General features: G+C 78.3%; 3 protein-coding genes and 1 pseudogene. 3 read left to right on the top strand and 1 reads right to left on the bottom strand.

Annotated elements, in window-relative coordinates; genetic code table 11:
- Nucleotides 1-429 (bottom strand): arginine deiminase family protein (locus AB0L40_RS27375; RefSeq protein WP_364361903.1); only part of this gene is annotated, 429 nt, incomplete at its 3' end.
- Between the two features lie 197 nt (nt 430-626).
- On the opposite strand from AB0L40_RS27375, the gene AB0L40_RS27370 reads away from it, so the two are divergent.
- From AB0L40_RS27370 to AB0L40_RS27360, 3 genes and pseudogenes are all read left to right on the top strand, one after another.
- On the top strand, nt 627-1,640 hold the full coding sequence (locus AB0L40_RS27370; RefSeq protein WP_364361901.1) for an AAA family ATPase: 1,014 nt from the start codon (nt 627-629) through the stop codon (nt 1,638-1,640).
- Between the two features lie 50 nt (nt 1,641-1,690).
- On the top strand, nt 1,691-2,668 hold the full coding sequence (locus AB0L40_RS27365; protein ID WP_364361899.1) for a DUF58 domain-containing protein: 978 nt from the start codon (nt 1,691-1,693) through the stop codon (nt 2,666-2,668).
- Nucleotides 2,668-3,239 (top strand): annotated as a pseudogene (locus AB0L40_RS27360) (hypothetical protein); the annotation flags it as partial. The gene AB0L40_RS27365 and the pseudogene AB0L40_RS27360, both read left to right, overlap by 1 nt.

Raw genomic sequence — 3,239 nt, 5'->3', positions numbered from 1 at the left:
GGCGTCGAAGACCTCGACGCCCCGCTCCTGCAGGACCTGGACGAACGCGGCGTGCTCGACCTTCGCCTTCCGGACCCAGATGACGTCGTCGAACAACTCGCGGACGTAGGAGCGCAGCACGAGCGGGTCGGTGAGCTGGTCGGCGCCGACGTCCAGGTCGACGAGGATCTGCCGGACGACGACGTCGTCGCCCCCGAGCCGGGTCGCGGTCGCGATCGCCGCGCGCCACTCGCGGGGCCGCCGCATGCGGCCACCGTCGTCGCCGCCCAGGATCGCGGCGATCTCGGTGCCGCAGGCCAGCAGGCCGGTCTCCTGCGGGTCGGGCGCGGGGGGCCCCGGACGGTCGGGTCCGGAGCGGCGGGCGCTCGCGGCGGGAGTTCCGTGCCCCGGGGCGGGGCGGCGCGCTGGGCGCCGGGCATCGCTGGACATCCGCTCGCTCCTCCTCGACGGTCGCGGCCTCGACCCGCCGGACGACGGGCCGTCGATCGTGCAACGGCCGACCGCCGCGCGGAGGATTCGCACAGAGCGCGAGGATCCCCCGGCCGGGGGGTGCGGTGACACGACCGACCCCGGAACATCCGCTGCCTTACGGCGCGCTGACGTTCGGTTGTCAGTATCAACGGTCCATGGGCATCGGCGCGTCAGCGGAGCGGGACCCGGATCGGCTACGGCCCGCGGTGGCGCTGGAGTCCGCCGTCGAGGAGGAGACCGTCGCCCTGGACGCCGACGCGGTCGCCGGCTTCGGGGACCGGCTGCGCGCCGGGGTGCGCCACGGGATGCAGATCGGCGACGAGACGCTGGACGTCGTCCTCGCCGCGCTCCTGGCCCGCGGCCACGTCCTGCTCGAGGACCGCCCGGGCGTCGGCAAGACGCAGCTCGCGCGGTCGCTGGCGGGCAGCATCGCCGGCCGCTTCTCGCGCGTGCAGGCGACCGTCGACCTGCTGCCGACGGACATCCTCGGCGCCACGATCTGGCACGCCGGGAGCGGGACGTTCGAGTTCCATCCCGGCCCGGTCTTCGCCAACGTCGTCCTCGTCGACGAGCTCAACCGCGCGACCCCGAAGACGCAGTCGGGCCTGCTCGAGGCGATGCAGGAGCGGCAGGTCACCGTCGACGGGCGCTCGCACCCGCTCGAGCGGCCCTTCATGGTCGTGGCGACGCAGAACCCGACCGAGGGCTACGACGGCACCTACCCGCTGCCGCCGGCCCAGCTGGACCGCTTCCTCGCCCGCGTGTCGCTCGGCTACCCGACCGAGGACCAGGAGCTCTCGCTGCTGCGCGACGACCCCGAGCCTCCGACGCAGCCGACCGGCAGCCTGCGCGAGCTGCTCGCGGCCCAGGCGGGGGTCGACCTGATCCGCACGAGCGAGCCGTTGCTGCGCTACGTCGTGGCGGTGCTGCGGGCGACGCGCGAGCACGCGCTGAGCGAGGCCGGCGCCAGCCCGCGGTCCGGGCTCCAGCTGCTCGGCGCCGCCCGCGCCCGCGCCGCGCTGTCGGGCCGCGACTTCGTCCTCCCCGACGACGTGCAGGAGCTCGCCCCGGCCGTCCTCGCGCACCGCATCCAGCCGGTCGCCGCCGCCCCGTCGGAGGCCGGGTACGAGATCGTGACCGACGTCCTCCGCGCGGTCCCGGCCCGGTGAGCGGCGGGTTCCGCCGGCGCCTGCGGGACCCGGCCCGCGAGACACCGCTCATGGCCCTGCGCGCCGCCGGCCGCGGTGCCGCGCTGGTCGGGGTCCCGCTCTTCCTCGGCGTCGGCGGGGCCGCCGTCGGGTCGCTGGCGCTGTTCGCGATCGCCCTCGGGCTGCTCGCGGCCTACGTCGGCTGCGTGCTCGCCGTGCGGATCGGCGCGCGCCGGCTGCGGGTGGAGCGCACGGTCTCGCGGCAGGAGGTCGTCGAGGGCCGGCCCGTCGCGCTGGACTTCGCGTTCTCCGGGCTGCGGGGCCTGCCGGTCCACGTCGAGGTCCGCGGACCCGACGGCCGCTGGGTCGCGCTGCCGCCGTCCGGCGGACGGATCGAGTGCGCTATCGACCGGCCCGGACCGCACGTCGTCGACGCGTCGCCGCTGCGCGTGCGGGACGACCTCGGCCTCTTCTCGCGACCGTCGCGGGGCGGGCGACCGGCGGCGCTGCTCGTGCTGCCCGACCCGACGACCGTGGCCGGCGTGGCGCCGCGCGGCGGTGCCGACCCGGTCGGCGACCCCGAGCCGGACGGCCTGCGCCCGTACGTGCGCGGCACCCCGATGAGCCGCGTGCACTGGGCGTCGGCGGCGCGCGGCGGCGAGCTCCAGGAGCGCGTCTTCGTGACCGCGCGGGACCGGCTGCCGCTCGTCGTCGTGGACACCGGCGGCGGCGCCGTGCCGGTGGCGCGCGACTGGGCCGCGAGGACCGCGGCCGGGCACGTCCTGGCGCTCGTCCGCGCGGGCGGCTGCCGGGTCCTGCTGCCGGGCGACCGCCGCCCGACGACGATCACCGACGCGGCCGGCGCGTGGCCCGCGATCCACCGGCGCCTCGCGTCCCTGGAGCCCGGCGCCCCGGGGCGCGCCGCCGGCGGCGACGAGCGCGGCGCCGTGCACGTCCGCGCGGCCGCGGCCCCCGCCGAGGCGCTGCGCAGCCGGGGTCCGTTGCCGCCCGGCGTCGTCCCGCTCGCGGCGTGGACGGGGACGGTCTGATGCAGCTGCCGCGGCGGCCCGAGCGCCGCGCGGGCGGCGCCCCCGCGACGCCTCCCGCCTCCCGCTGGGGCGGGGCGGCCGCGCTCGTCCTGCTGGCCGTCGCCGGCGCCGCCGCCTGGTGGCCCGTGCTGGGCGCCGGCCTGCTGTGGGCGATCCCGGTCGTCCTGCTGTCGGCGCTGCTCTCCTCGCGGATCGTCCGGCCACGCGTCGGCATCGCCCTGCTCGTCCTCTGGGTCCCGGTCGGGCTGCTGCTCGGCGGCGTGCCGGTCGACGCGCTGCGGCCCGGCGCGCTCGGGGACACCTCCCGGGCGTTCGGTACCGGCCTCGACGCGCTGACGGTGCCCGACCGCGGCGCGATCGTCCGCGACCCGTGGCCGCTGGGCTCTGCGCTCGTCCTCGTCGGCGTGGTCTGGGGCACGGCCGGGGCGCTCTCGGTGCGGCCGGGCCGGTCGCCCGCCGCGCTCGCGCTCGCCCTCACGTCGATGCCCCTGGTCGCCGCGCTGGCGCTCGAGCAGACCGCCGACGCCGGCTGGCCCGGTGCGGTGGTGCTCGCCGCCGGGCTGCTCTGGGC

It is taken from the genome of Patulibacter sp. NPDC049589, from assembly GCF_040675535.1.
Taxonomy (GTDB): Bacteria; Actinomycetota; Thermoleophilia; order Solirubrobacterales; family Solirubrobacteraceae; genus Patulibacter.
The sequence above is the reverse complement of the archived record's forward strand: the minus strand, read 5'-3'. Positions and strand labels throughout refer to the sequence as shown.

Excerpts from the sequence above, each read along its gene's own strand:
- AB0L40_RS27370 (WP_364361901.1), top strand. The coding sequence starts at position 627 with ATGGGCATCGGCGCGTCAGCGGAGCGGGACCCGGATCGGCTACGGCCC.
- AB0L40_RS27365 (WP_364361899.1), top strand. The coding sequence starts at position 1,691 with ATGGCCCTGCGCGCCGCCGGCCGCGGTGCCGCGCTGGTCGGGGTCCCG.